The sequence below is a fragment of the Paenarthrobacter sp. NPDC090520 genome (assembly GCF_044769205.1).
Lineage (GTDB): Bacteria > Actinomycetota > Actinomycetes > Actinomycetales > Micrococcaceae > Arthrobacter.
In genome coordinates, this window is sequence record NZ_JBIVXM010000007.1 from 1 (window position 1) to 20,615 (window position 20,615).

The 20,615-nt window shown below is 64.4% G+C and carries 19 protein-coding genes; 4 read left to right on the forward strand and 15 right to left on the reverse strand.

The genetic code is table 11. The features are described from left to right. Positions 1–796 precede the first annotated feature (796 nt). The 11 genes from ACIQTZ_RS10330 to ftsH form a co-directional block, all read right to left on the reverse strand. Complete coding sequence (locus ACIQTZ_RS10330) at positions 797–2,287, reverse strand: DHA2 family efflux MFS transporter permease subunit (protein WP_400337549.1); 1,491 nt, start codon at positions 2,285–2,287, stop codon at positions 797–799. 103 nt (positions 2,288–2,390) lie between these two features. Next, positions 2,391–3,293, reverse strand: a complete 903-nt coding sequence (gene panC / locus ACIQTZ_RS10335; protein ID WP_402950002.1) for a pantoate--beta-alanine ligase — start codon at positions 3,291–3,293, stop codon at positions 2,391–2,393. 5 nt (positions 3,294–3,298) lie between these two features. After that, the gene (locus ACIQTZ_RS10340; RefSeq protein ID WP_402980136.1) at positions 3,299–4,225 is read right to left on the reverse strand and encodes a Rossmann-like and DUF2520 domain-containing protein; all 927 of its coding nucleotides are present in this window, start codon (positions 4,223–4,225) and stop codon (positions 3,299–3,301) included. Further along, complete coding sequence (locus ACIQTZ_RS10345) at positions 4,218–5,735, reverse strand: PH domain-containing protein (RefSeq protein ID WP_402980139.1); 1,518 nt, start codon at positions 5,733–5,735, stop codon at positions 4,218–4,220. Before ACIQTZ_RS10345 ends, ACIQTZ_RS10340 begins: the two co-directional genes overlap by 8 nt. After that, positions 5,732–6,244 (reverse strand): PH domain-containing protein, encoded by a 513-nt coding sequence (locus tag ACIQTZ_RS10350; RefSeq protein ID WP_402980142.1) that lies wholly within the window; start codon positions 6,242–6,244, stop codon positions 5,732–5,734. The genes ACIQTZ_RS10345 and ACIQTZ_RS10350 overlap by 4 nt, the downstream gene beginning before the upstream one ends. Further along, a complete protein-coding gene (locus ACIQTZ_RS10355) occupies positions 6,225–6,749 on the reverse strand; it encodes a DUF3180 domain-containing protein (protein ID WP_402949991.1) in 525 nt (174 codons plus the stop codon). Before ACIQTZ_RS10355 ends, ACIQTZ_RS10350 begins: the two co-directional genes overlap by 20 nt. 3 nt (positions 6,750–6,752) lie before the next feature. Then, positions 6,753–7,292 (reverse strand): 2-amino-4-hydroxy-6-hydroxymethyldihydropteridine diphosphokinase, encoded by a 540-nt coding sequence (folK, locus tag ACIQTZ_RS10360; RefSeq protein ID WP_400337560.1) that lies wholly within the window; start codon positions 7,290–7,292, stop codon positions 6,753–6,755. Continuing rightward, positions 7,289–7,651, reverse strand: a complete 363-nt coding sequence (gene folB, locus ACIQTZ_RS10365; protein ID WP_402980145.1) for a dihydroneopterin aldolase — start codon at positions 7,649–7,651, stop codon at positions 7,289–7,291. The genes folK and folB overlap by 4 nt, the downstream gene beginning before the upstream one ends. An 11-nt stretch (positions 7,652–7,662) precedes the next feature. Beyond that, complete coding sequence (folP, locus tag ACIQTZ_RS10370; RefSeq protein WP_400337564.1) at positions 7,663–8,568, reverse strand: dihydropteroate synthase; 906 nt, start codon at positions 8,566–8,568, stop codon at positions 7,663–7,665. An 8-nt stretch (positions 8,569–8,576) separates the two neighbouring features. After that, complete coding sequence (gene folE / locus ACIQTZ_RS10375) at positions 8,577–9,209, reverse strand: GTP cyclohydrolase I FolE (protein WP_400337566.1); 633 nt, start codon at positions 9,207–9,209, stop codon at positions 8,577–8,579. Positions 9,210–9,219: 10 nt separating this feature from the next. Further along, complete coding sequence (ftsH, locus tag ACIQTZ_RS10380) at positions 9,220–11,289, reverse strand: ATP-dependent zinc metalloprotease FtsH (RefSeq protein WP_402980148.1); 2,070 nt, start codon at positions 11,287–11,289, stop codon at positions 9,220–9,222. Positions 11,290–12,053: 764 nt separating this feature from the next. Between ftsH and ACIQTZ_RS10385 the strand changes: the two genes are divergently transcribed. After that, positions 12,054–12,818 carry a hypothetical protein gene (locus tag ACIQTZ_RS10385; protein ID WP_402980151.1) on the forward strand — a complete coding sequence of 255 codons (765 nt, stop codon included), beginning with the start codon at positions 12,054–12,056 and terminating at the stop codon, positions 12,816–12,818. A 557-nt stretch (positions 12,819–13,375) separates the two neighbouring features. Here ACIQTZ_RS10385 and hpt read toward each other — a convergent pair. The 4 genes from hpt to dacB form a co-directional block, all read right to left on the reverse strand. After that, positions 13,376–13,927 (reverse strand): hypoxanthine phosphoribosyltransferase, encoded by a 552-nt coding sequence (hpt, locus tag ACIQTZ_RS10390; RefSeq protein WP_216924216.1) that lies wholly within the window; start codon positions 13,925–13,927, stop codon positions 13,376–13,378. 31 nt (positions 13,928–13,958) lie between these two features. Further along, positions 13,959–15,005, reverse strand: a complete 1,047-nt coding sequence (tilS, locus tag ACIQTZ_RS10395; protein ID WP_402980542.1) for a tRNA lysidine(34) synthetase TilS — start codon at positions 15,003–15,005, stop codon at positions 13,959–13,961. A gap of 224 nt (positions 15,006–15,229) precedes the next feature. Next, positions 15,230–16,351, reverse strand: coding sequence for a zinc-dependent metalloprotease (locus ACIQTZ_RS10400; RefSeq protein ID WP_402980154.1), 1,122 nt, complete (start codon positions 16,349–16,351; stop codon positions 15,230–15,232). Between the two features lie 60 nt (positions 16,352–16,411). Beyond that, positions 16,412–17,854, reverse strand: a complete 1,443-nt coding sequence (gene dacB, locus ACIQTZ_RS10405) for a D-alanyl-D-alanine carboxypeptidase/D-alanyl-D-alanine-endopeptidase (protein ID WP_402980545.1) — start codon at positions 17,852–17,854, stop codon at positions 16,412–16,414. A 219-nt stretch (positions 17,855–18,073) separates the two neighbouring features. Here dacB and ACIQTZ_RS10410 point away from each other — a divergent pair, with 219 nt between their 5' ends. From ACIQTZ_RS10410 to ACIQTZ_RS10420, 3 genes are all read left to right on the forward strand, one after another. Next, positions 18,074–18,562 carry an inorganic diphosphatase gene (locus ACIQTZ_RS10410; protein WP_400272775.1) on the forward strand — a complete coding sequence of 163 codons (489 nt, stop codon included), beginning with the start codon at positions 18,074–18,076 and terminating at the stop codon, positions 18,560–18,562. Positions 18,563–18,856: 294 nt separating this feature from the next. Beyond that, the gene (locus tag ACIQTZ_RS10415; RefSeq protein ID WP_402980156.1) at positions 18,857–19,837 is read left to right on the forward strand and encodes a hypothetical protein; all 981 of its coding nucleotides are present in this window, start codon (positions 18,857–18,859) and stop codon (positions 19,835–19,837) included. Continuing rightward, complete coding sequence (locus tag ACIQTZ_RS10420; RefSeq protein ID WP_402980159.1) at positions 19,834–20,610, forward strand: hypothetical protein; 777 nt, start codon at positions 19,834–19,836, stop codon at positions 20,608–20,610. The genes ACIQTZ_RS10415 and ACIQTZ_RS10420 overlap by 4 nt, the downstream gene beginning before the upstream one ends. Positions 20,611–20,615: the final 5 nt, after the last annotated feature.

Below are 20,615 nucleotides of genomic sequence, written 5' to 3' on the forward strand. Positions count from 1 at the left end.
AAGCACGCCGCCAGCGTTCATCCTGAGCCAGGATCAAACTCTCCGTTCAAAAACAAAAAACGAAACACAACCACCCCCACCGGAAATCACGGCAAGAAGCAGCTGCAAATCTGAAACCAGCTGAAAACCAAACCACCACACACGGGGGTGCACGGCGGTCCAGCAAATAATTTCAACCAATCAATAAAACAATCGGTATCAACAAACTTGGCACACTATTGAGTTCTCAAACAACAGACACTAACCAGCACCACCAGCAACCACACAGGCCACCAGATCGCTCCGGAGCAACTTTTCAAACTTACCCGAACCGGCCGCACAAAGCAAACCAGCCCGAACTCCCACCAACACCCAGCAGCACACCAAAGCACCACCGGAAACCGGCCATTTGAAAGGGAGAATGTCGCCATCATTTCCGCATCAGCGGCGGCAACTCGAATAACTTTACACACCCCCCACCCCACACACAAATCCACACCCCGTGAACCCCATCACACAACCGAACCACCACCAACCACCCACCACAGCACCCAACCCAACACCCGCCGTCGAACCCAGATAGACACCGAAACAACGGGCCAGCGAGAAAGCGACACCCAAAACAGGCGATTCAATGAGAGAGCATCCGGCGGAAAGGGCGGTTCGGTGAGAGAGCGACACCCAAAACGGGCGATTCGGTGAGAGAGCGTCCCAAAGGGGAACGGCAGGTACGCGAAAGGCCGGCACCCACACGGGGTGCCGGCCTTCGCGACGAACGGAGCTCAGAAGAATCCCGGATTCACATCAACACAGATGCTCAGTGACCTCCGTGGCCAGCACCTTCCGTCCGGCGCATCATGGCGCCGAGCACCACGGCTACCACGGCAATGATCGTCGCGGCGAAGAACGCTGCCTGCATGCCGGCAACCAGCCCGGACGACGCCGAAACCACGGCGAAGATGGAGACCAGCAGCGCGGTACCTGCTGCACCGGATACCTGCTGGGCCGTGCTCATGATCGCCGAGCCGTGCGAGTACAGGTGCGGAGGCAGGGGGTTCAGGCCGGTGGTAAACGCCGGGGTGAACAGCAATGCCAGGCCCAGGCTAAGCACAACATGCAGGGCAATGACCCAGCCGAGGGCGCTGTGATCGTCCAAACGGGAGAACTGCCACAGCGTCAGGACCATGAGAATCGAGCCGGACACCGTGAGCGGCAGCGGACCCACCTTGTCGAAGATCCGACCAATCACGGGACCCAGCAGGCCCATCGCCAAACCACCCGGGAGGAGAGCCAACCCGGTCTCCATGGGCTGCAGGTGCAGCGTGTTCTGCAGGTACAGGGGCAGCAGGATCACTCCGCCGAACAGGGCCATCATGGCCACGACCATGAGCAGCGTGGACACCGTGAACATGCGGTAGTTGAAGGCCCGGAGGTCCAGCAACGGAGCGTCGGACTTCTGGAGCGTGAGCTGCCGGAACACGAACAGCGCCAGGCACACGACGCCCACAACCAAGGCGATAACCGGCACGATTCCCGCGTTGGCTCCACCGATCTGGCTCAGACCGTACACCAGGCCGCCGAACGCGGGGACTGTCAGAACGACGGAACCAAGGTCAAGGGTGGTCTTGCCGCGTTCCCCAACGTTGGTGAGGAACTTCGCGCCGATGGCCAACGCGGCCAGAGCCACGGGCAGCACGAACACGAACATGAAGCGCCAGGAGAAGTGGTCCAGGATGATGCCGGAGACCGTGGGTCCCATGGCGGGGGCAACCGAGATGGCGATGCTGACATTGCCCATCACGGCTCCGCGGCGGGACATGGGCACCAGCGTGAGGATGGTGGTCATGAGCAGCGGCAGCATAATGGCCGTTCCGCCGGCCTGGACAATGCGGGCTAGCAGAAGCACGGTGAATCCCGGAGCAAGGGCAGCCAGCAACGTACCGCCGCTGAACAAGCCCATGGCCAGCATGAACGAGGCCCGGGTGCTCAACCGCTGCAGGATGAAGCCGGTGGTGGGGATGACCACGGCCATGGTCAACATGAACCCGGTGGCCAGCCATTGGACCGTGGGCGCATCCACCCGGAGGTCCGTCATGAGCCGCTGGAGCGCGACGTTCATGATGGTCTCGTTGAGGATCACCACGAACGTGGCAACCAGCAGGGTGACGATGACCGTGACGGACTCGCGGGACATCTTGCCGGACACCTGCGGGCCCGGCGTCTGCTCAGGAGCAGCTGCGCCGGAAACAGCACCGGTAGCGCCGGAAACGGGATCGCCGGAGGCGCCGGACGTGACGTCGGTAGACATGGGAATTCCCTTGGCTTGAGATTTGGTTTCCGGCGTTCAGCGCCGGTGAAGACAGGAACAGTCTAAACTCCTCCACCATTCCCGTCAGCAGAAAATCCAAACGTCAGGAATCCAGTGGTGCGTTGTCAATCAAACGCACGGGACCGACCTTCGCCGCGATGATCGCCAGGCCTTCGCCGCGGAAAGGAGTCTCCTTGCAGTTTTCGGCAAGCGGCTCAAGGGTGATGGGGTCCACCACGTCGAAGTAGTCCAGTTCCACCAGTGGCTGGGACTGCACGAGTTCGACGGCGGAGTCCAGGTCCAGGGGTTGGTGCGCGTTCGCGCGGGACTCGATCAGGCGCAACGCCCGCGACAACACGAGCGCCGCTTCGCGCTCCTTGTCGGAGAGGAAGCGGTTGCGGCTGGACAGGGCAAGTCCGTCTTCGCTGCGGACGATCGGCACAGGCACAATGTCCACGGGGAAATTCAGGTCAGCCACCATCCTCTTCACCAGGGCCAACTGTTGTGCATCCTTCTGCCCGAAATAGGCGCGGTAGGCCGCCGTCGTGCCGTCCGCTGCCGCTCCTCCCGGCAGGCCGTAGTGCAGCAGTTTCGCAACCACGGTCAGGGCACCATCGAAGTGGCCGGGGCGGGAAGCGCCCTCCCATTTTTCGCCGAGCGGACCCGAAGTGACCCGCACCAGCGGCTGCCCCCCGGGGTAGACCTCCTCCACGGTGGGCGCGAACACCAGGTCAACACCTTCCGCCTCCAAGAGGGCGAGGTCCGCTTCGAGCGTGCGGGGGTAGCGGTCGAGGTCCACGGCGTCGCCGAACTGCAGCGGGTTCACGAAGATCGTGGCAACAACAACGTCGTTTTCGGCCACGGCTGTCCGTGCCAAGGCCGCATGCCCGGAGTGCAATGCCCCCATGGTGGGCACCAGGCCCTGCGACGATCCGCCCTTTTCAGCGAGGAGCCGCGCGCTCTCTGAGCGGAGTTCCGCCGCCGTGGTGACGAGTTTGATGGCCATGCTGTTCAGTTTCCTTCCGGCGACGAGTTCCCGTTGAAGGGTTCTGTCCCATTGTCCAGGGCCTCGTTGATCTCCTGCAGTTGATCCGGCCGCAGCAGCCCGCGGTTCTCCGCCCGCCGCGCAGTGGCCTTCGCCATGGCTTGGTAGGCAGCGAGGACGTCGCCGCCGGCACCGCCGTCGTACTCCATCAGCGCCTGGGCGTGAGCCGAAACGGTGCCCACGTCGCCCCGGGCTACGGGCCCGGTCAGTGCCGACTCACCGGAGGCAAGGGCGTTCTCCAGGGTTGCGCGGAGCAGCGGGCCCAGCATCGACTCCGGGGTTTCGACGCCGATCTCCCGCAACAGCTGCGAGGCCTGCGCAACCAGGGTGACCATGTGGTTCGAACTGTGGGCCAGGGCCGTGTGGTAGAGCGTGCGGTCCGCCTCCGCAACAACCACCGGCTCCGCGCCCATTTCCACCACCAAGGCCTGCGCAATCGGCAGCATGGCCGCGTCCGCGGTGACGCCGAAGGTGCAATCCATGAGCCTGGTCAGGTCCAGGCTCATGCCGGTGAAGGTCATGGCCGGGTGCATCGCCAGCGGGATCGCGCCCGCCGCACGCACGGGTTGAAGGATTCCGACGCCGAAACGTCCTGAGGTATGCGCCACCAGTTGGCCTGGCTGCCAGGCTCCGAGTTTCGCCAGCCCCTCAACAAGGTCGCCGAGGGCGTCGTCCGGGACAGCGAGCAGCACCAACTCGGACCGCTCCACGATGTCCTGGATCTCCAGGATCGGAACGCCTGGCAGAAGGCTTTCGGCCCGCTCCCGGCTCGCCTCTGATACAGCCGAAACCCCGACGACGGCGTGCTCGGCCGCGCGCAAAGCCGCACCCAGGACGGCGCCCACTTTGCCGGCGCCGATGATCCCGACTCCGAGTCGTCCTGGCCTAGCCATGATGGGGATCCTCCTGGTTGGTGTTGGGTTGGACGGCGGGTGGCTGGGTTGGGGCGTGCGGCTGGAAGGACACCTGGGCGAGCCACTGCTCGGAGGTTTGCCGCTTCCTGGCTTCCCTGGCACGCGCGGCCTGCTGGTCGAAGAGTTGCACAGCCTGCGCCACATCAGCTTGGTAGAGGCGTGGCGCCACGGGCCCGGCCGTGGTGTGCAGGACCAAGTCGGTCACCCCGAACCGGCGCGCCAACGGTCCTTGCTGCAGCGCCATGGACTGGGTGCGTTGGTGCGGAACGAGCACCAAGGCGTGCCACCAGCGGCCGGAACGGAGCAGCAGCGCAGTGCGTGTTGCCAGGAATCCGTTGCGGCGCCAGCCAAGGGGGGCCAAGAGACGTGCTCGCCGGGGGGTCGTCGTGAAGCCATCGTTGCCGCCGGACACCGGCGCCAAGCCTTCCAGTCCGGCAGTGAAGACACCCTGGGGATCGTCAACGCCCGGATCCGGGAGGACAAGCGAGAGCATCACCATGACATCGGACTTCAATCCGACCGGCAGCAGCGTGGTCCGCGCAGCATTCTCGTTGCCGGGCGTACCTCCATACCCTGCAACATTGACGTGCATCCGGTACCACCCGAAGAGCCGCCACAAGGGAGACTGCGTGATCTTGAGCGCCTGGATCCGGCCGGGCGGGACGGTTTGGGCCTGCGTGTCCAGGAGGCCATAGCGCAGCCGGATGCCGTCCGGGGAAATGGCCGCAGTGAAGTTGTACCCCTTGTTGAAGGAACTCCAGTAGGCTGCGCCGATACCCAGAATGGCCGGGATCAGGGCAAAGAAGATCGCGTTGTTCTCGGTGTACACGGAGATGGCAACCGAAGCAGCTGCGGCCAGCAGGATGCCCACGGTCTGTTCGCTCAAGAGCAACGATCCAATCAACCGCGACGGCGGAACGGACAGGACGCGCTGCTCGGGCGCCTCCGGGATCTCCTCGATGGTCTCCTGTCCGGTCACCACACCGGCGGCACGCGCAAGGATCGCCGCCCGCAGTTGCTTGGCCTGCGCCAAGGGAAGGTAAGCCAGGCGCACCGCCGATTCACCGGCGTCGGCCACTTCGAACTTGAGCTCGGCGAGGCCGAAGATCCGCGCCAAAAGCGGCTGCACAATGTCGATCGCCTGGACGCGGTCCAGCCGGGCCTGGCGCTGCTGCTTGAACAGCCAGCCCGTATTCACGCGGACATAGCCCTCGGCCACCTGGTAGCGGGTGAAGTACCAACTAAGGATGAAACCGCCGACGGCAAGAAGCAGCAGCACCCCGCCGCCCACCAACAACCAGAAGACCCGTCCGTTGAGGTGTGGATCAAGGAAATCGCGGCCCTGGAGTACGCGCTCGAAAGCGTCGCGACCGAAGAAGTAAAGCACCGCGGCCAGCGCTACCCACCCCCGCACGAACGGCGAGGCAGGATGCACGCGCCGCCAATCGCCGTCGACCGCTTTTCCCGGAAGGCTCACTTCCGGGCTCACAGCCCGGCCAGCCTGGCTTCTCCACGGGCGGAAAGCTGCTCGCGCAACCGCGCGCCCTCAGAGGCCGGCAGTCCAGGCAGGTGGGCGTTGGTTCCAGCGGAAGCGGTGTGGAGTTTCAGGGTGCACAGCCCCAGGCTGCGTTCCACGGGCCCCACCGCGACGTCCACGTACTGCATGCGGCCATACGGCACCACCATGGTGCGCTGGAAGAAGATGCCGCGACGGATCAGCAGGTCATCGTCGCGTTCCGCATAACCGATCGCCCGGACCTGGCGGGGAATGAGCACCAGCCGCCACAAGGCCAGAACCAGCATGAAGGCAGGGACCGCGATCGCGAGCCACAGCGGGGGCCAACGCCACCAGCCCAACTGCACGAATACCAGGGGAAGGCTCAGGATCGCCACCATCACCAGGTTGCCCACGGCCCACTCCACCAGTCGCACGGTGACGTACTTCGGCGAAACGCGCAGCCACTGGACGCCCGGCGGATCAATCGCCTCGGTATGCATATTCGCCTTCACCTTTTGTTTCGCCGCGCCGCTTCTCCGGTCCCCCGGCGGTACCGCCCTCGAAGTCCTCCGGCGGGATGCGGCAGAACCGCTCCACCACCAGCCCGACGATGATCATCACCACTCCGCCGCCGCCCATCAGGAGGGCGTTCCAGAGGATGCCCTCACCGCTTCGCAGGGTGCCGATCCGCAGGAGGTCAAGGGAAATCCCGGCGTGCCAGCCAAGGAGCAACGTCCCCGCGTACGCGCAGGCCTGTGCAAGGACGAGTGTCCGGGCCGCCATGATGGGGTCCAGCATGGTCTTCTTCTTGCCGTTGCGCCACCGCAGCACGCGGATGCCCATCACCAGGGTCAGCAAGGCAATTACGCCCATGGTGGCCAGCGCTGAGACGGGCAGAACCGGTGTGGGCATGCTGACACGGTTGGTCACCGTCGTGGCCAACCAACCGATCAAGGCGGATACGACGGCGATAATCACCAGGACCCACGGACGCATGGCTTTCATGGGCTACTCAACAGCTCCCGTGGCAGGCACACCGGCAACGTCGCCGTAGCCGTCGAAGCGGCGGATGTCCGGCATGTCGGCGGCGACAGCGGCCAGCTCGGCCACGCTCTTGCCGCCCAGCTGTGCGTTCGGTTCCAGGAGGGACCACGGGTACAGGACGAAGGCCCGCTCGGCGGCCCGGGGGTGCGGGATGGTGAGGACGGGATCGTCGCTCTGCACGTTTCCATACACAATGATGTCCACGTCCAGCGTCCTGGGACCCCAGCGGACTTCGCGGGTCCGGAGATGCTTCTGCTCCACCGCATGGCAGTGCTCCAGGAGCTCCGACGGCGCAAGGGTGGTTTCGATGGCCATGACCATGTTCAGGAAGTCAGGCTGGCCCTCCGGACCGCCAACAGCCTTGGTCTGCACCACAGGGGAAACCCCGAGGAGGCGCACCTCCGCCGGATCCACCAAATCCGCGACGGCGGTGGTCAGGGTGTCGTTTCGCTCCCCCAGGTTGCTGCCGAGTGCCAGGATCACCTTGGTGTACCCGGCGCTCATGTCCGCTCCCGGTGCACACTGACCGTCACGTCGCCGAAGGGAACCTCGATGGGAGCCTTGGGCTTGTGGACCGTAACGTCGACGGCGGCAAGGGTCCGGTAATTGGCCAGGATGCCCTCGGCGATCCTCACGGAGAGGGCTTCGATCAGGTTCAAGGGCTCGCCCTCGATGTACGAGGTGATCAGTTCAGCGACTTCGCCGTAATGCGCCGTGTACTGCAGGTCATCTGTCTCGGCGGTCTTCGTGAAATCCGTGTGCAGCACGGCATCCACGACGAACGGCTGGCCATCGCGGCGCTCGAAATCGAACACCCCGTGATAGCCGACGGCGGTGATGCCGGTCAGCGTGATCCTGTCCACAGCGCCTCCGATCAGCGGGCGATCCGGGCGGCGACCTTGACGGCGTCAAGGCTGGGGCCGACGTCGTGAACGCGGACAGCCCAAGCACCCTTCGCGGCACTCAAGGCGGTAATGGCGGCAGTGGCGGCGTCCCGCTCCTGCGGTGCCGCGGCCTTGCCGGAAACAGTCAGGAGGGAGCCAAGGAAGCGCTTGCGGGAAGCGGCAACCATCACCTTGTGGCCAAGCTCAAACAAACTGTCGAGGTTCTTGAGGATCTCCCAGTTCTGGTCCTCGTTCTTGGAGAAGCCCACGCCCGGGTCAACAATGATCTGCTCCGGGGCAACGCCGGCCGCGTACAGCTTGTCGCGGACGCCCTTCAGCTCAGCCACGACTTCCTCGGTGACGTCCTCATAGTCAGCGAGGCTGTCCATGGTTTGGGCATCGCCGCGCCGGTGGGTCAGGATGTACGGAACCTTGGTGCGTGCCACCAGTTCCGGCATGCCGTCCTCGATGGTGAGGCCTGAAACATCGTTGATGATCGCGGCTCCGGCTTCGACAGCAGCTGCTGCCGTGGAGGTGTGCATGGTGTCGATGCTGACCAGCGCACCCGCCTTGACCAAAGCCTGGATGACGGGGAGCACGCGGCGCTGTTCCTCTTCGGGGTCCACCGGCTCTGCGCCGGACCGCGTCGATTCGCCACCGACGTCGATGATGTCGGCGCCAGCGTAAAACATCCGCAAGCCCAGGGCGATCGCCGTGTCAGGCGTGCGGTGCGTGCCGCCGTCGCTGAAGGAATCCGGGGTGACGTTGAGGATTCCCATAACGAGGGTCCGGTCCGTTGGCAGGTCCTGGAACCTGGCCGCGGGTCGCGGCTTGCGAAGAACCGGCAGGGGGCTTGTGGCCGGGCCGGTTCCGGGTGCTGCAGCGAGGGAATCCATATATAGCTTTACCTTCCGAGTATGAGGCTCATGGCCTCGGCGCGGGTGGCCGGGTCATGGAGTTGACCGCGCACCGCACTGGTGACGGTCTTGGCGCCTGGTTTGCGGATGCCGCGCATGGACATGCACATGTGTTCGCATTCCACCACGGCAATCGCCCCGCGGGGGTTGAGGTGCTTCACGAGCGCCTCAACGATCTGCGTGGTGAGGCGCTCCTGCACCTGGGGGCGGCGCGCGTAGATGTCCACGAGCCGCGCAAGCTTGCTGAGGCCGGTCACTTTGCCGTCATGTGACGGAATGTAACCAACATGCGCGACGCCGTGGAACGGAACCAGGTGGTGTTCGCAGGTCGAATAGAAGGGAATGTCCTTCACCAGGACAAGCTCTTCATGGTCGAGATCGAACGTGGTGGACAGGACATCCACAGGGTTCTGGTGGAGGCCGGCAAAAACCTCGGCATACGCCTTGGCCACGCGCTTGGGCGTGTCCTGCAAGCCTCCGCGATCGGGGTCTTCACCGATGGCCAGCAGGATTTCACGAACCGCTGCTTCGATGCGGGGGCGGTCCACTTTGTGGCTTCCCTTGGAGTCGCCGGCTGAGCCGTGGGCGGCGGCGAGGTCGTCGTCGTCGAAATGAGTCACAGCAGAAAGCTTAGCCGTGAAGCGGGGAGTCGTTGCCGCCGTCGGGTCCCGGTGCCTGGAAGTTGTCCTGGCTGCTGACGCCTTGGGCGTGCGGGGCGACGGAGTCCAGCGGCTCGTCCAGGCGGGCCTTCTTGGCTTCCTCCTGGGCTTCGCGTTCGGCCTTTTCGGCGCGGCTTTCCACCGGCGGAATGGTCTGCACCGGACGGGATTCCTTGGACAGCCAGATCTCGCGGAAGTCGCGCTTGCGGACATCACGGAAGATGTCAGCAATTTCGGCTTGGTTCAGGGTTTCACGCTCGAGCAGTTCCAGCGCCAGCCGGTCCAGGATGTCGCGGTTTTCGGTGAGGATGGCGTAGGCCTCGTCATGTGCCTGGTCGATGAGCCTGCGCACTTCCTCATCCACCACGTAGGCGATCTGGTCGGAGAAGTTGCGCTCCTGTGCGGCGTCACGGCCCAGGAACGGCTCGCCGCCACCCTGGCCCAGCTTCACGGCACCGACGCGTTCGCTCATGCCGTACTGGGTAACCATCTTGCGGGCGGTCCCGGTGGCCTTCTCGATGTCATTCGAGGCGCCCGTCGAGGGATCGTGGAACACAATTTCCTCGGCAACGCGGCCACCCATGGCGTACGCCATCTGGTCCAGCAGTTCGTTGCGGGTCACCGAGTACTTGTCATCCTCGGGCACCACCATGGTGTACCCGAGGGCGCGGCCACGCGGGAGGATGGTGATCTTGGTGACCGGGGCCGAGTTGCGCAGTGCTGCGGCAACCAGGGCGTGCCCACCTTCGTGGTAGGCAGTGATCTTGCGCTCAAGTTCCTTCATGACACGGCTGCGCTTCTGCGGGCCTGCCATGACGCGGTCGATGGCCTCATCCAATGCACGGTCATCAATGAGGTTGGCGTTGGAGCGTGCCGTCAGCAGTGCGGCTTCGTTGAGGACGTTGGCCAGGTCCGCACCCGTGTAACCGGGGGTCTTCTTGGCAACAGCCTTCAAATCAATGCCCGGGGCCATTGGCTTGCCCTTGGCGTGGACGTTCAGGATCTGCTCGCGGCCAACAAGGTCCGGAGCTTCCACAGTGACCTGGCGGTCGAAGCGGCCCGGGCGAAGCAGTGCGGGGTCCAGGACATCCGGACGGTTGGTTGCGGCGATCAGGATGACGTTGGTCTTGACGTCAAAGCCATCCATCTCCACCAGCAGCTGGTTCAGCGTCTGCTCACGTTCGTCATTGCCGCCGCCGATGCCGGCACCACGGTGACGGCCAACGGCGTCGATCTCGTCCACGAAGATGATGGCCGGGGAGCTGGCCTTGGCCTGCTCGAACAAGTCACGGACACGGGAAGCACCAACACCGACGAACATTTCAACGAAGTCCGAGCCGGAGATGGAGAAGAAGGGGACGCCGGCCTCGCCTGCCACAGCGCGGGCCAGGAGGGTCTTGCCGGTACCTGGAGGGCCGTAAAGCAGCACGCCCTTGGGGATCTTGGCGCCAACTGCCTGGAACTTGGCCGGCTCCTGGAGGAATTCCTTGATTTCCTGGAGCTCTTCCACGGCCTCGTCTGCACCTGCAACGTCAGCGAAGGTCACCTGCGGCATGTCCTTGTTGACCAGCTTGGCCTTGGACTTGCCGAACTGCATCACCTTGGAGCCGCCACCCTGCATGCGGGAAAGGAGGAACCAGAAAAGCACACCGAGCAGCAGCACCGGAATCAGCAACGAGAACAGGCCGGAGAACCAGTTGTTCTCAACAGGCTGGTCAGTGAAGCCCTTTTCCGGGTTGGCGTTGGTTACGGCCTTGACGACGTCCGGGCCACGGTCCGTGACGTAGAAGAACTGGACGTTCTTGCCCTTGTCCTGTCCATCAATGTTCAGGTTGTCCTTGAGCACCAGATCAACGCGGTTCTCCGCATCGAAGATCTTTGCCTGTTCCACCTTGCCGCTCTGGGAAAGGAGATCCAGGCCTTCTTTGGTGTCGATCCTCGTAGAGCCACCGGGAGCCAACGTTGCGAACGCCACCAGGAGCAAGCCGACGACGACAACAATCCAGATGCCCGGGCCCTTGAAGAAATTCTTAGCTTTCATCTGATCGGGGTTGCGCCCCGTCCCTCCTGGTAGTGCTGCAAGGCGCAACTTCTGCGCGCGAGTGGTGCTGCTTCAGTTTCTAGCTATACACCGTACCCAGTAATTCACGCACTGGAATGCGCAAAAGTTCCCTCTGGGCGTACAGGGGCGCAGGCCGCTACTGGCCCGCCGCGCACCCATTCACGCCCCGCGCACCCGACCCCCACACCCACACGCGCCCGGCGCACCCGTTCACGCCCCACGCACCCCCACCCCCACACCCACACGCGCCCGACGCACCCCACCCACCACACCCGCACGCGTCCGGCGCACCCGTTCACGCCCGGCGCACCCCACCCCCCACACCCGCAAACCCTCGCGCACCCGTTCACGCCCGGCGCACCCCAGAGCTCGGGTGCGTGAAGCGGAAAGGGATGCGCCAACCCTGCAGAAGGGGTGCGTGGGGCGCAAGCGGGTGCGACTTTCAATGTCTCCTGCGGCACACCCTTGTCCACATACGACCGAAAGCGCCTGTTCCAAGTTCCGCACAGGTCCGCATCGTTGATGTCATGCATTTTTCCACCTTGATCATGAGCTCCGACGCCACCCGGATCGGGCAAGACCCGCGACTTCTTGCCAAGCGGGCCCAACGGGGAGAGCTCGTCCGTGTGCGTCGGGGAGCCTACGTGCCGGCTCAGCTCTGGTCCGCCCTAAGCGAACCTCAAAAGCACGGTCTCCTCGCTGCAGCTTTGGTCCAGAGCAGCCAGAAAAGACCCGTCTTCGCAATGAAAACGGCCGCTTTGCTGTGGGGTTTGGGTGTGGTCGGAGTTCCAGACAAATTGCAGACGGTCACGAACGATCCTCGTGGCGGGCGGTCCAAGCACGGAGTTCAACGAATCCTCGGAACCGTCGATCACGGTGTGTGCGAACTCGGCGGATTTCAGGTTACGGATAAGGCCCGGACCACCATCGAACTGGCAGGGACCCTGAGGTTTGCCGAAGCACTGGCTGTGGTTGACTCCAGCCGTCGCGAGCCGCCCAAGGTTTCCACGGGCAAAGCTTCGGATTGGGACAAGGACGTCCCGTGGGGCATCACGCTTGAGGAGAGGATCCTGCAAGACGCTGCATCCTCCCTTGGCTCGTCGTCCAGACAACAGCGTGCGGCCAAAATAATCGAATTCTCCGATCCTCAGTCGGAATCCGTTGGCGAGTCAATGAGCCGGGCAAAGATGATCCTGCAGAGATTTCCCTTGCCGCGGCTGCAAGCGTCCTTCGCGCTAAAGAGTGGAAAGACCGCACGAACGGATTTTTGGTGGCCCGAACTCGATCTCGTGGGTGAATTCGATGGCCAGGGAAAGTACCCGCGAAACCGACTTCGGGGCGGTAAGACCATTCAACAAGTGGTCATGGAAGAGAAAGCACGGGAGAACGCCCTGCGTGCACTCGGATTAACCGTCATTCGCTGGGATTGGGCCGAGATGATGAACCCTGCCGCATTCGCCAAGATCCTGACCGACGGAGGCCTGGTCCCAGTTCGCCCCGGACGATGAGCTACCCGGGGCACCTTCGACACACACGCCGCACCCACACGCGCCGAACGCACCCGTTAAGCACACCCGCCGCACCCTTTCGCGCCAAGCGCACCCGGTGGGACGGGTGCCTCGGGCGGAAATGGGTGCGTCGCAGAATCAGGCGTACCTCACGTCGTAAAAGGATGCGTGCCGGAATCACGCGCATTGCCGCACCCACACGCGCCGAACGCACCCGTTAAGCACACCCGCCGCACCCTTTCGCGCCGAACGCACCCGTTAAGCACACCCGCCGCACCCTTTCGCGCCGAGCGCACCCGGTGGGACGGGTGCCTCGGGCGGAAATGGGTGCGTCGCAGAATCAGGAGTACCGCCCGACGGGGGTTCACCGAAAACAAGGCGTCACGTCGTAAGAGGGTACGCGGCGGAATCACGCGCACACCTGCCGCACCACCTCGCGCCCAGCGCACCCGTTAAACACACCCGCCGCACCCTTTCGCGCCGAGCGCACCCGGTGTTACGGGTGCGCTGAGCGGAAACGGGTGCGGCGGGACAGCGTGCTGCTGCGGAAGTTCGACCTACTCGTAAACGTGCGGGGCCAGGGTGCCCACGAAGTCCAGGTTCCGGTACTTCTCGGCGTAGTCCAGGCCGTAGCCCACCACGAACTCGTTGGGGATGTCATACCCGACGTACTTGACGTCGATTTCCACCTTGGCAGCGGTCGGCTTGCGGAAGGCGGTGCAGATCTCCACGCTGGCGGTCCCGCGGGATTCCAGGTTGGACTTGAGCCAGGAGAGTGTAAGGCCGGAGTCGATGATGTCCTCGACAATCAGGACGTCCTTGCCCATGAGGTCGGTGTCCAGGTCCTTGAGGATACGGACCACGCCGGAGGACTGGGTGCCCGAACCGTAGGACGACACAGCCATCCAGTCCATGCTGACGTGGCTGTGCAGTGCACGGGCGAGGTCCGCCATGACCATCACGGCACCCTTGAGGACACCGACGATCAGCAGTTCGCGGCCCTCGTAGTCCTTGTCGATCTGCGCTGCCAGTTCGGCGATGCGCGTCTGGATTTGCTCTTTGGTGTAAAGAACGTGCTTGAGGTCTGCCTGGACGTCGTTTGAATCCACCAATGGCTCCTGTTTGATGCTCGGGGTGCGGCTACTGTTGGGCCGATTTCTGATGCCGGAATACAAGCTTCCCACAGCGCGCGGCCTCGCGGGGACCGATCGGTGCCGGATCACTTGGCGCAGCGCCCCGATCCTGCTCCAAATCGCTCAGTGAAAGGCGGTAGACGCTGACATGGCCGGGCAGCTCCACCGGACCTGCCGAACCACGCCTCCGGAGCAGCGCTTCCGCGGCCTGGAGGCGCCCGTAACCGGGTTGTTGACCGCCGACGTCGGCCGCCGCCTTGGCAATGACGCGGAACCTCAGCGCCGGGGCAAGGTCCCGGACGGCGTCCTCAGGCAACCAAGCTCCGTCCGGCGTCCGGTTCACGAGAGAGAGGTAGGTCTGCTGGGCCAGGTCCTCCAGGAAGTCGGCATCCTGCTGGAGGATGGCCGCGGTCCGGGCCAGGGATTCGGCGACGCCGGGTCCGAGCTTCTCTTCCAGCACCGGCATGACCTCAACCCGGGTCCGGGACCTGGCGAAAGACGGATCGGCATTGCTGGGATCGTGCCACGGAGAAAGCTCTTCCACGTCGCAGATTTCCAGGGTCTCGGAACGCCGCAGGCCAAGGAACGGGCGGAGCAAACGCTCCCGCGCCGGCCGCATACCGGCCAGGGACCGGGTGCCGGAACCACGGGCCAAGCCCAGCAGGACCTGCTCAGCCTGGTCATCCAGCGTGTGGCCCAAGAGGATCGCTTCGGAGCCAAGGTCATCGGCCGCGGCTTCGAGTGCTGCGTGCCGGGCATCCCGGGCCGCAGCTTCCGGGCCGAAGCCAGTGGAAGCCACGGTCACCGTCCGCACCTCCACGGGTGAAATGCCGAGCTCGCGGAGAACTGAGGCAGCCTCAGCAGCTACTTCGGCCGAGCCGGGCTGCAGCTGATGGTCCACCACCACGCCCGCGACGGAAATCGGACGCCCATCCACGTGGCCCCGGCGGGCAAAGTACGCGGCAACAGCAGCCAAAGCCAAGGAATCCGGTCCGCCACTGCAAGCCACCAGCACCCGTGATGGGTAGCCGGCAGCGGCCAAGGCGTTCTGCAAGTGTTTCCGTGCTTTGCCAACGACCGGCGCCAAACGGCCAGGCCGGCGTCGGCCTTTTCCGGAGGCCGTATCCACCAAGGCGCCACCTGCCGCGGCGGCAGGGCCGTGCGAACCGCCAGATCCCGAGGCGCCACCTGCCGCGGCGGCAGGGCCGGGCGAACCGCCAGGTCCCAAGGCGCCACCTGCCGCGGCACCGGAGCCCGAGGCGTCAGGGAGCGAACCGCTCAAAGCCCCATCCGCTCGAGCCAAAGCTTGGAATCGTGGATTTCCTCTTCCGTGGGCAGGTTCTCTGCCGAATCCCACACCTTGTTGAAGCCATCCATGCCAGCCACCGCCACCACGCCGCGGACGAACTTGGCGCCATCGGTGTACTGGCGCATCTTGGCGTCGAGCCCGAGGATGTTGCGGATGAACTTCTCCACGATCCCGCGGTCCTTGCCGCGATCGTTGAAGCGCTGGCGAATGGTCCTGACCGAGGGCACGATGCTCGAATCCACGGCGTCCATCACCACGTTCGCGTGGCCTTCGAGCAGGCTCATGACGGCGGTGATGTGGGAAAGGGCGGCTTTCTCCTCTGGGTCTTGGAGGAGGTCGAGAATGGCTCCGCGGCCGGGGACATTGCCCGATGCGGTTCGGTCCTTCAGGGACTTGGCCACGGCACTGGCACGTTCAACCAGGGAATCCATGTTGCCGAGCAAGTGGCCGCTGAGGTTCTCGATCTGGTCCAGCATGTGGTGCCGGAGCCAGGGTGCCGCGGCGAACTGAACCCGGTGCGTTTGCTCGTGCAGGCAGACCCAGAGCCGGAAGTCGTCCGGGTGGACGTTCAGCTCACGTTCCACGGAGATGATGTTGGGTGCAACCAGCATGAGCCGGCCGCCCGGCGGAACGTTCGAGCCCGGAGCGAGCGCGGCGAAGGGATCGTATTGGCCCAGGACCTTGCTGGACAGGAAAGCAAGGATTGCTCCGAGCTGGCTTCCCGTAATGGCACCGCTGGCGCTGGCTGCCGCCGGAGACATGGAAATTCCGCTGCGGCTCTCAAGGAGCTTCTGCAGCGCCGGTTGCAGCATGACGGAGAAGCTTTGGGTGTTGGCCTTGGACCACGAGGCCCGGTCAACCACCAGGACGTGCGAATCGCGGAGGTCCTTGGCGGCCTCGAGCCCGGTGATGTCATGGACATGCGGGACAGAGATGTCCGCGTTGAAACGCAGGTTCTCCACGGCTTTGCCGATCTCCGCAGCACTGAGCGCCGGGCCGGGAGGAGCCAGCCGGGCAGCAGTGGCCGCGGCAAGGTCCCAATTGATCAGGGACGAAGCCCCTGCTGACGAATCTCGGGCGGATGTCACCATACGGTCCATCACATCACACGTAACTGACAGTGCGCCCTTAAGTTCGCTCCGCGCTGAGCTTCAGCCGCGGCATCCGCAGGCAGCGAGGACCGAAGCCGAACGGTCCATGGCTACCTTGTTTCCCGCCGCGCCCGGCTCCAGGCCGTTGCCAATGAAGGAGAACACCAGGAGCCGTCCATCCGCATCCACCACGTAGCCACTCAGGGCGATCACGGTGTTGAGCGTCCCGGTCTTGGCCCGGACCAGCCCTGCGCCCTGGGCGGTACTCGGATCCACGTACCTGTCATCGAGGGTGCCGGTGAGTCCGGCGACGGGGAAACCATCCAACGCCGCCCGCAGCGAAAGATCGGGCCCGCTGGTGATGGCGCGGACCACCTCAGCAAACTGTCGTGCGCTGACCTGGTTCTCCAGCGCGAGGCCGGAAACATCGGCCAACTCCATGGAATCCGTGGCGATTCCCAACTCCCCCAGCCTCTGCCGCACGGCCGCTGTGGCGCCGTCGTACGTCGCTTTCTGGCCCGAAGCGGCAGCCGTGAGCCGTCCCAGCGCTTCCGCAAGGAAGTTGTCCGAGGTTTGGAGCATGTGGTCCACCTGCTCGCTGACCGTGGCGGATTCGGCGCTGGCCAGCAGTTTGGCGGGGAGGCCCTTGCCGCGTTCGACGCCGGAACCCACCTCGACGCCAGCAGCGGCCAATTGCTCGGCGAAGGCTTGGGCGGTGGTCACCGCGGAATCCTGCGGACGGGGTCCAGTAGTGGTGGTCGGCGAGTAGCGGCCGGAGTTCAGGGCCAGGGAGTACAGGGGCGCAGTCTCCCCGGCGGCGACGTCGCCAAGGCTCCAGGCCGGGTTCAAGGGGGCGCCGGAGAACAAGGTATCGTCCACCTGCACGGTCACGGGACCTTTGATACCGGCGCTTTTCAGGGAGGCAGCGGTGTCCGTCGCCAAAGTAGCCAGCCCGGCGTGGCCCAGCACAGCGGAGGGATCGGAAGCACCGCCGCCCAGGAGCACATCCCCTCCCCCGGTGAGGACCACTGCGTGGGGATCGTCCGTACCGAGCACGCGGGTAGCGAAACGGGTTTCCGGACCCAGGGCCTTCAACGCGGCGACGGCGGTGAGCAGCTTCATGTTCGACGCGGGGATCCGGTTGGCGGCAGCGTTCCGGTCGAAAAGTACCTTGCCCGTGGCGGCATCGAGCACAACACCGGTGATGGAACCGGAACCTGACGGCTTGAGTGTCTCTTCCAGGAGTTTTGCAACGTCGGCCTGTACGGGCATGGGCGCGTTGGCGTCGAGGGGCTGGACCGCGCTGGAACCGGACAAGGCGCTTGGCGACTGTTGCCAGGAAGGAAGGGACGGCGAAGGCTTGGGGGCCAGCAGCCCGGGGACCATCCCGGCCACCACCACGGCTACGGCGCAGAGCAAAACGGCGGCCAAGAGCAACGGCCATTTCAGGCGCCCCCAGGCCGCGGACAGCCCAGCGCGGGCATCCCCGTTTTTAATGCCCATCATGGAAGTTGCTTGGTCCTGTCAGTCCTGAAATGTCCCCGCCGGTTCAAGAAACCCGGGTGTCTCGCTATATCCTCAATAGTAGTCGGCGGCGTCGGCTGTACTTTCGCCTGCCGCCAGCCTTGGGCTAAGCAGACCGCCTGTGGAACCGCCAGCTCTGGCGGCCTCCGTTTCCGGGCGGAGCCTAGCCCCACCCAGACCCCGTTCAAGGAGCATTCCATGAAGCACGACGTGACCATCGAGATTCCCAAGGGATCGCGCGTCAAGTACGAAGTTGACCACGAAACCGGCCGTGTCCGCCTGGACCGCGTCCTGTTCACTTCCATGCAGTACCCCACGCACTACGGCTTCTTCGAGAACACCCTGGGCGAAGACGGCGACCCGCTGGACGCATTGGTGCTCCTGCAGGACTTCGACCTCCACCCGGGCGTCATTGTTGAGTCCCGCCCCATCGGCGTTTTCAACATGACCGACGACGGCGGCGGAGACGCCAAGGTCCTCTGCGTTCCCGTGGACGCCCGCTTCGACCACATCCAGGAAGTCAGCGATGTCAGCGAATTCCTGATCAAGGAAATCGAGCACTTCTTCACCCGCTACAAGGACCTGGAACCGGGCAAGTGGGTCAAGGCCGAGGGCTGGGGCGACCGCGCGGCTGCCGAAGCCGAGCTGGAAGCTTCCATCAAGCGTTTCACTGCAGAAGGCCACTGATCCTTCCCGAACTAAGTCGCAGCTGAGCGCGTTTTGAAGGCTGAAAACGCGCACTAATGCGACTCAGTTGGATGACGACGGCGGGTGGTGCAATCCCCTGGGAACCGCACCACCCGCCGTCGTGCTTTAAGCAACGCGGGGTCACTTGAGGCCCCTTCGGAACCTCGACACGAGCCTCAAGTGACCTCGCGTTGCTTTGATGGGCACCGCTCCCCATCGCGGTGGTGTCCCGGTGCGCCTAGGCTTGGACGAGGTTTTTCGACTCACACACCACTCATGCAAAAGGGGTTGCACATGGCTGGGTTCTACGGTGCGGACATCGCACAGCTTCGCAGTCTGGCCGGGGTGATGGGCAAGGCTGCAGACGCGATCACCACGCAAAGCGCACAACTGTCCAACGCCATCAATTCGGCCAACGCCTGGCAAGGCCGCGATGCCACCATGTTCAAGAACGACTGGAACAGCCAGCACCGGCAGAGCCTGGTCAAGGCGGCCAGCATGCTGCGGGACAACGCAAGCCTGTTGAAGAAGAACGCCAACCAGCAGGAGTTCGCGAGCCACAACGACGGCTCCCGCAGCTCAGTGGGCGTCATCAAGGACGTTTACGACACCGGAATGGGCGTCAAGGACCTCGGCTCCCAGCTCTGGGCGGCCTACAAGCTGGGCAAGCTCGGCTGGCAGGACTTCGCCAAGACGCGGGAAGTCCTCACCAACTGGCGGGCCGGCGGAACAGCGGTGAAGGACGCCCTGACCGCGCTGCGCAATGGCGAGAAGATCACCGACGTCATCACGGACCTCAAAGCCAACATTCCCTACAGCCAGGCCTTCCAGGACGCGAGCAAGTTCTCCAAGGGCCTCCGGGTGGCCGGCGCGTTGGCTGCGCCGCTGAACATCGTGGGCGGCATCAGCGACATGATCAACCCCGAACACGACGGCTGGCGGGGTACGGGCGACCGGGTGGCAGGTGGCTTGTCCGTGGTGGGCGGCGTGGGCAGCATCATGCTCATGACAGCAGGCGGCGCAGCGATGCTGGGCCCGATCGGCGCCCCGATCGTGATCGGGGCAGGCATCGTGGCCGGGGCGTGGGCATTGGGCAACCTCGTGGCGGACAACTGGGATTCCATCACCAACTTTGCACGCAATCCGGGCAGCTACATCGCCGACGGTGCCAGGGAAGTGGGCAACTTCGCCAAGGACGTAGGCAGTAAGGTGGCTGACGGGGTCAGTAATGCCGCCAAGTCAGTTGGAAACTTTGTCGGAGGGATATTCGGATGACCACCAACACCATGAAATGGACTGCGCGGGACATTGAAGCCGCAGCCAAAGTCCTGGGTTCGGCCAGCGCCGCCGGCGCCGCGCTGCCCACGCTGACCGACGAAGAAGTGGTAGCCCTGGACGGCGTTCAGCACGAGCAGATCGTGGCGCTTCCGTGGCTTTCCTCGCAGGATGCCAGCAAGGAACTCCTGTGCGCAGTGGCCCTTCGCGGGCTGCTGGCCAAGGAACTGGTCTACCCCGTGATTTTCGAGGGTGAGGCAGAACCCACGCGCCTGCACGCAACGGAAGAAATCACCGGTGCCCTAACCCTGCGCCGCAGCGGCAACAGCGTGGTCTCGGTGGAGCGAACGGTGTCCACGGGCAAGCGCTGGCTGTACGGCTATGTGCACGACGAAGGCGTCCTGATCGAGGAAGTGGACGAGGGCGGCCTGCACGGCTTCACGGTGGTCTCCCGCGACCAGTTGGTCCCCCGGCTGGCAGAGTTCGTGGATCCCAAGGGCGCTGCGCAACGCGACTCAGAGCCCGGGTCCTACACCGAACCAGCATTTGAGGAGTATGCCTCCAAGGCTTTGTCCGACACCGAGGCTGCCAGCAACGTGGTGGCCTTCAACACGGACACCAACGAATTCCCTACCGTCACCGTGTACACGGGTCCGTCCGGCGTGCAGGTCCTGACCCCGCGCGTCGAAGGCGAAACGGTCTCGCTGGAGGTCAAGGAAACGTCCTCGGCTACCTTGGCCGGTATCCTGGCTGGTCTCGCAGGTCTCGCCTGACCCAC

Excerpts from the sequence above, each read along its gene's own strand:
- ACIQTZ_RS10330 (WP_400337549.1), bottom strand. The coding sequence starts at position 2,287 with ATGTCTACCGACGTCACGTCCGGCGCCTCCGGCGATCCCGTTTCCGGC.
- panC (WP_402950002.1), bottom strand. The coding sequence starts at position 3,293 with ATGGCCATCAAACTCGTCACCACGGCGGCGGAACTCCGCTCAGAGAGC.
- ACIQTZ_RS10340 (WP_402980136.1), bottom strand. The coding sequence starts at position 4,225 with ATGGCTAGGCCAGGACGACTCGGAGTCGGGATCATCGGCGCCGGCAAA.
- ACIQTZ_RS10350 (WP_402980142.1), bottom strand. The coding sequence starts at position 6,244 with ATGCATACCGAGGCGATTGATCCGCCGGGCGTCCAGTGGCTGCGCGTT.
- ACIQTZ_RS10355 (WP_402949991.1), bottom strand. The coding sequence starts at position 6,749 with ATGAAAGCCATGCGTCCGTGGGTCCTGGTGATTATCGCCGTCGTATCC.
- folK (WP_400337560.1), bottom strand. The coding sequence starts at position 7,292 with ATGAGCGCCGGGTACACCAAGGTGATCCTGGCACTCGGCAGCAACCTG.
- folP (WP_400337564.1), bottom strand. The coding sequence starts at position 8,568 with ATGGATTCCCTCGCTGCAGCACCCGGAACCGGCCCGGCCACAAGCCCC.
- ftsH (WP_402980148.1), bottom strand. The coding sequence starts at position 11,289 with ATGAAAGCTAAGAATTTCTTCAAGGGCCCGGGCATCTGGATTGTTGTC.
- ACIQTZ_RS10385 (WP_402980151.1), top strand. The coding sequence starts at position 12,054 with ATGAAAACGGCCGCTTTGCTGTGGGGTTTGGGTGTGGTCGGAGTTCCA.
- ACIQTZ_RS10400 (WP_402980154.1), bottom strand. The coding sequence starts at position 16,351 with ATGGTGACATCCGCCCGAGATTCGTCAGCAGGGGCTTCGTCCCTGATC.
- dacB (WP_402980545.1), bottom strand. The coding sequence starts at position 17,854 with ATGGGCATTAAAAACGGGGATGCCCGCGCTGGGCTGTCCGCGGCCTGG.
- ACIQTZ_RS10410 (WP_400272775.1), top strand. The coding sequence starts at position 18,074 with ATGAAGCACGACGTGACCATCGAGATTCCCAAGGGATCGCGCGTCAAG.
- ACIQTZ_RS10415 (WP_402980156.1), top strand. The coding sequence starts at position 18,857 with ATGGCTGGGTTCTACGGTGCGGACATCGCACAGCTTCGCAGTCTGGCC.
- ACIQTZ_RS10420 (WP_402980159.1), top strand. The coding sequence starts at position 19,834 with ATGACCACCAACACCATGAAATGGACTGCGCGGGACATTGAAGCCGCA.